Annotated in this window: 6 protein-coding genes; 1 reads left to right on the top strand and 5 read right to left on the bottom strand. The window is 62.6% G+C overall.

The genetic code is table 11. The features are described 5' to 3' along the window. Nucleotides 1–35: 35 nt before the first annotated feature. From pucL to uraD (RHODMAR_RS19520), 4 genes are read right to left on the bottom strand one after another with little or no spacing between them, the layout of a single operon-like run. A complete protein-coding gene (gene pucL, locus RHODMAR_RS19535) occupies nucleotides 36–956 on the bottom strand; it encodes a factor-independent urate hydroxylase (RefSeq protein ID WP_008717926.1) in 921 nt (306 codons plus the stop codon). Nucleotide 957: 1 nt separating this feature from the next. After that, the gene (gene uraH, locus RHODMAR_RS19530) at nucleotides 958–1284 is read right to left on the bottom strand and encodes a hydroxyisourate hydrolase (protein WP_008717924.1); all 327 of its coding nucleotides are present in this window, start codon (nucleotides 1282–1284) and stop codon (nucleotides 958–960) included. Further along, a complete protein-coding gene (uraD, locus tag RHODMAR_RS19525) occupies nucleotides 1281–1784 on the bottom strand; it encodes a 2-oxo-4-hydroxy-4-carboxy-5-ureidoimidazoline decarboxylase (RefSeq protein ID WP_008717922.1) in 504 nt (167 codons plus the stop codon). Before uraD (RHODMAR_RS19525) ends, uraH begins: the two co-directional genes overlap by 4 nt. Before the next feature lie 10 nt (nucleotides 1785–1794). Beyond that, nucleotides 1795–3699: a 2-oxo-4-hydroxy-4-carboxy-5-ureidoimidazoline decarboxylase gene (uraD, locus tag RHODMAR_RS19520; RefSeq protein ID WP_008717920.1), complete on the bottom strand. Its 1905-nt coding sequence runs from the start codon at nucleotides 3697–3699 to the stop codon at nucleotides 1795–1797. Between the two features lie 177 nt (nucleotides 3700–3876). Here uraD (RHODMAR_RS19520) and RHODMAR_RS19515 point away from each other — a divergent pair, with 177 nt between their 5' ends. Continuing rightward, complete coding sequence (locus tag RHODMAR_RS19515) at nucleotides 3877–4410, top strand: nucleotidyltransferase family protein (RefSeq protein WP_008717918.1); 534 nt, start codon at nucleotides 3877–3879, stop codon at nucleotides 4408–4410. Between the two features lie 57 nt (nucleotides 4411–4467). Here RHODMAR_RS19515 and RHODMAR_RS19510 read toward each other — a convergent pair whose 3' ends face one another. Further along, nucleotides 4468–4977: an alpha/beta fold hydrolase gene (locus RHODMAR_RS19510; RefSeq protein WP_008717916.1), complete on the bottom strand. Its 510-nt coding sequence runs from the start codon at nucleotides 4975–4977 to the stop codon at nucleotides 4468–4470. Nucleotides 4978–5060: the final 83 nt, after the last annotated feature.

Raw genomic sequence — 5060 nt, 5'->3', positions numbered from 1 at the left:
AGGGGCCGAAGTTCCGCGCACGTGCGCGTAGCGCTCTATCCGACGACAGAGTATGTGCGCCAGGCACTTCCGGCGTCCGGGGCATCCTCACGTTCGATAGTCGCCTGGATCAGACCGTATGGCCGATCGTCGGCGTTGAAGACCTCGAGGTTGTTCTCGATGCCGAACTTGTTCAGGTCGTAGAGGAAGTGATGCTTGTTCGGTGCCGACATCCTGATCTCGGCGATGAACGGGTACTTTTCGAGCACGGCCTCGCCCATGGCGTACAAGGTCTGCTGTAGCGCCAGGGACTGCAGATTGGCGAACCGCTCGATCATCACGGCCTTCACGCCCGCATACACGGCGTCCCACTCGACATCGGTGGTGGTGTACCGCCACTGTGCGGTGAGCGATGTGGCCATGACACGGTCGGTGGTGGGCTCGAGAACAGTCAGGTCGTCCTCGAGAAAGCCGTGGAACTCCGAACCCGTCGACTTGAGAATCACCATCTCCTTGAAGCCGCTGATCACCCATGACTGCTGCGTATCGCCCTTGCCCTCGACGGTCACCGCCGACGTTCTGATCTCCTCGCCCGTACGCGTCCATGTGTGATCGTGTTCGACGCCGTCGATCACCGCGCGCGCCCAGGCGTACTCCTCGAGTTCGATCAGGGCACCCTCGACGGGTTCGACATCGTCGACGTAGTGGCGCGCGAGATCGAGGCCGTAGCTCTCCAGGTGCAGCAGTCCCTTGGTCTTCGCGTACGCGTACGCGGTCTGCTTCTGAGTGTCGGTGGGCAGCACGTTGGATTGATCGCCCACCAGATGCGCGGGGGAGAAGTTGCCACGCAGTGCACTCGAGACGTTGATGTCGTGGATCTCGTGTCTCGGCGAATCTCGATAGATCCGCACCACACGGTTCTCTGCTTTGCCGTACTGATTGGATCCGAGGACGATCTTGCCGGTCAAGTCGGTCATGTCAGCTCCCGCGATAGGTCGAATAAGCAAAGGGGGACAACAGTAATGGCACATGGTAGTGGGCATCGGGATCGGTGACGGTGAACGAGATGGACACCTCCGGGTAGAAGTTCGGTGTCGCCGTCGCCTCGAAATAGTCGCCCGTGTCGAACGAGAGGCGGTAGACGCCCGGATCGATCGGCCCTGGAACGACCTCACCGATGCGTCCGTCTCCGTCCGTCGTGGCAGTGGAGATCTCGCCTCTGTCCGGGTGGAACAATCGCACCCGAATTCCCACCGCGGGTGTGCCCGACGTGGCGTCGAGCACGTGTGTCGACAGTGCGGTCACTGCTCCGGTCCCAGCATGCGGCCGAGGCGAATTCGGTTGATCTTGGCCAGTTCCACGCGCAGCACCCGTCTTTCGGTCTCGGCATCGTTGTCGAGCCGCTCCTCGAGGATAGCGAGCAAGTCCTCCGCCGACCTCCCGGTGGCGCAGACCAGATAGACATGCCCGAACTTGTCCTCGTAGGCACGATTTCCCGCCGCCAACTTCTCGCGAACCTCGGTACCTGCGGTGGTCACCGCGGCCTGCTCGCGCTTCGAAGACGGATTGTCGGCATTCCCGCCGATTCTGGGATGACCGTCGAGCGCATGATCGATTTCGGCTTCGGGTAACTCGGCAAGCACCCGATCTGCTCTGTCCAGCAGCAGGTCTCGATTGGCGAAAGGACGGCCCTGGGCGACTCGACGGGCCCAGATCGACGACGCGCAACACTCGTAGAGCGCATGCATCGCCTGCCGGTCACTGAATCGGTTGAACCCGTCGAGCCCTATCCACGCGTGAAGCAACTCTCGCTCGCTATCTGAACTCGTTGATACGACCGAACCGAGCGGCCGCGATCGGGTTGGCATCTGCCACGAGATCGTCGAATCGGTAGTTCGCGATCTTGGCAATCTCGATCATTGCAAACGATCGCTCTGCCGACGGCGCATTCTCGACCCGCGACCAACCGTTGGCCAGGACTCGATCGTAGCGTTCGGTCTCGCGTGCGCAGATCACCAACGGGAAACCGAAGTGTCGGCGGTATTCACCGGCGAGTTGGACGATGTTGTTGTGTTCCTCCTCCTCCAAATTGGACAGACCGACGTGATCACCGGCATTGAGAATGCCGGTGGCATCCTCACTCCCGAGATCGGGATAGCTGTTGATCAGCTCGATCTGCTCCTCGGTGGAGCCGGCCAAGAGAGCTTCCTGGAACGCTTCGCGAAGACCGTGGGCATCGGCGAACGGTCGCTGCTGGAAGGCGCGCTCGACCACCCACGGAGTGCCCTGCACCAAGCCGCCGAACGTGGTGGCGAACTCGTCGGATGACATCTCGTTGACCCTGTCGAGCGTGATGCCCTTACCCGGGCCGCCGGCAACGGCCTGACCGCGATTGCCGATGTGGAAGAACAGCACATTGAGCACGATTGCCGAGACCGCGCCGAGAACGATGCCACTGCCGAACAGCATCGCGAGCCAATCCGGTACGCCCTCGGAGACCGTGGGCTGAATGGTCACGAGCATGGCCAGTCCGAGACTGGTGGCGACGATGATCAGGTTGCGGTGATCGGTGAAGTCGACCTTGGAGAGCGTCTGGATTCCGACCACGGCGACCGTGGCGAACAACGCCAGCGCTGCGCCGCCCAGCACGGGCGGGGGAATGGACGCGACGACGGCTGCAGTCTTGGGCAGCAGGCCGAGCAGAATCATGATGCCGCCTGCCGTGGCCACCACCCATCGACTGCGAACACCGGTCAGGCGGACGAGGCCGACGTTCTCCGAGAAGGCCGTGTACGGGAACGAGTTGAACGTACCGCCGATGACGGTGGCAACTCCATCCGCACGCAGAGTCGCTGCGATGTCGTCCTTCTTGATGCGCTTGCCGACGATCTCACCCGTCGCATACACACTTCCGGTGGTTTCGACCGCGATGATGAGCATGACGACGATCATCGAAATGATGGCGATGACACTGAATTTGGGCGCGCCGAACAGGAAGGGCTGAGTGAAGCCGATCCACGATGCTTCGGAGGTACCGTCGAAGCTCATGTCTCCCAGTACGAATGCGACAGCACTGCCGATGACGAGCCCCAGCAGCACGGCGATGGTGGCCATGAATCCCTTGAAGAACCGCTGAATCAGCACGATGATCAGCAGCGTGCCGATCGCGTAGGCCATCCAGCGTCCGTTGGTCGGGTCCTGTTCGTGGGTCGCAGGATTGGTCACCGCATCGTTGACCGCCACCGGGAGCAACGCGACACCGATGATGGTGATGACCGTACCGGTCACCACGGGTGGGAAGAAACGCAGCAATTTGCTGAAGTACGGGGCCATGAAGAACGTCACTAGGCCGGCCACGATGACGGCACCGTAGACGTACAGCAACCCCTCGGTGCCGCCGCCGTTCGCCATCGCGATCGCGATCACCGGTGAGACACCTGCGAAAGTCACACCCTGTAGCAGTGGCAGGCGGACCCCGATCTTCCAGAATCCCACCGACTGAATGATCGATGCGATGCCGCAGGTGAACAGATCCGCATTGATCAAGTGGATCAATTGTTCGTTGGTCAGTCCGATCGCGCCACCGATGATGATCGGCACGAGCACAGCGCCCGCGTAGAACGCGACGACGTGCTGGAACCCGTACGCGGCAAGTTTCGGAACTGGGAGAACTTCGTCGACCGGATGGACGCGTTTGCGTGTGTTGGGCAGAACGGACATGGTGGGCACCTCGCGGAAGCAACAGGGCAGGATTCCTGCGACGCTGCAGGAGAAGTGCTCTAAGAATCGGTCATCGCGCCTATCCTCGCTAGTCGAGCGAGCACAAACTTTCGGACGTACTCGACGTGGACGTTGTACGAACATCCAAGACGCGGCCGAACGATCGAAGGAGTGAGGGTGTCGAACTCTGCCGTCGGAGTAGTGCTGGCCGCCGGTGCCGGAACGAGGTACGGATCGCCCAAGGTGCTCGCTCACGACGGTTTGTGGCTCCGAACGGCCGTGCAGGCATTGCGCGAGGGCGGCTGTGACCGCGTCGTCGTGGTGCTGGGGGCAGCTGACACAGCTGTGCCCGACGAGGCGACTGCCGTGTTCGCGCCCGACTGGGAGCGGGGCATGAGTGCATCGTTCACGGCCGGACTGTCGGCGGCGTCGGACGCGGAGTTCGCTGTGGTGCACGTGGTCGATACCCCGGACGTCGGACCCGAGGTGGTGCGGGCGGTTCTCGATGCTGCTCGGGAAACCGGTCTCGCCAGGGCGGTGTTCGACGGCCGCCCAGGTCATCCGGTCGTCTTGGCGCGTCGACATTTCGACGCAGCCGCGACGTCGGCGTCGGGTGACTTCGGTGCCCGGAACTTCCTACGAGGTCGAGACGATGTGAGTGCGGTCGAATGCTCGCAGTGGGCAACGGGAATCGATCACGACTACCGATAGCTACCGCTCGTGCGCCTTTTGCACCCCTGCAGGGATGCAAAAGGCGCACGACGGGGGTCATCCTGCCAAGGAAGCAGCAACTGCCTCGATCATGCCGTCGAACTGGTGACCGCCCGTCGGGTACTCGACCACCGTCGCCGACTGCAGAACGGATGCGTTCAGCGTGAGGTGGGAAATAGGAACCACGTCGTCGTCCCGGCAGTGGAACAGCGTCAGATCGGTCTCGGACTCCGGGCCGCGCAATGCGTAGTCGGCGACGTCCCACCCTTGTGGAGTCCAGTCCGGCATCGCCAACAGCGCAGCCCGTGGTGGACGCGTCCGGCCTTTCTCGGCCAACACACCGGCCAGGATCGATGCGCCGAAGGAATGCGCGATGACCAAATCCTCGGGCCCGAGGCGAGCGAGGTGCGGCCGAACGAGTAGTGCCCAATCCTCGAACCCCATGGCTGTGTCGGGCAGTTCCGGCATGTTCAGAGCCAGACCGAGGGCATCGGCAAGCCCGCGTGCGAGCGGTGTGTCGTCGATGAATCCGCCGGCACCGTGGAGGAACAGCAGCTGTGGGGTCATGGGGTGTCCTTCGCTTCGGGTTCAGGTCACCAGTAGAGACCGCGTACACGCACCGAAGTCACCGGCCCCACCCCGTCGTCGCG

It is taken from the genome of Rhodococcus sp. AW25M09 (assembly GCF_000333955.1).
Taxonomy (GTDB): Bacteria; Actinomycetota; Actinomycetes; order Mycobacteriales; family Mycobacteriaceae; genus Rhodococcoides.
This window is presented reverse-complemented; position numbering and strand designations above follow the sequence as displayed.

Excerpts from the sequence above, each read along its gene's own strand:
- uraD (WP_008717920.1), bottom strand. The coding sequence starts at position 3,699 with ATGTCCGTTCTGCCCAACACACGCAAACGCGTCCATCCGGTCGACGAA.
- pucL (WP_008717926.1), bottom strand. The coding sequence starts at position 956 with ATGACCGACTTGACCGGCAAGATCGTCCTCGGATCCAATCAGTACGGC.
- RHODMAR_RS19510 (WP_008717916.1), bottom strand. The coding sequence starts at position 4,977 with ATGACCCCACAGCTGCTGTTCCTCCACGGTGCCGGCGGATTCATCGAC.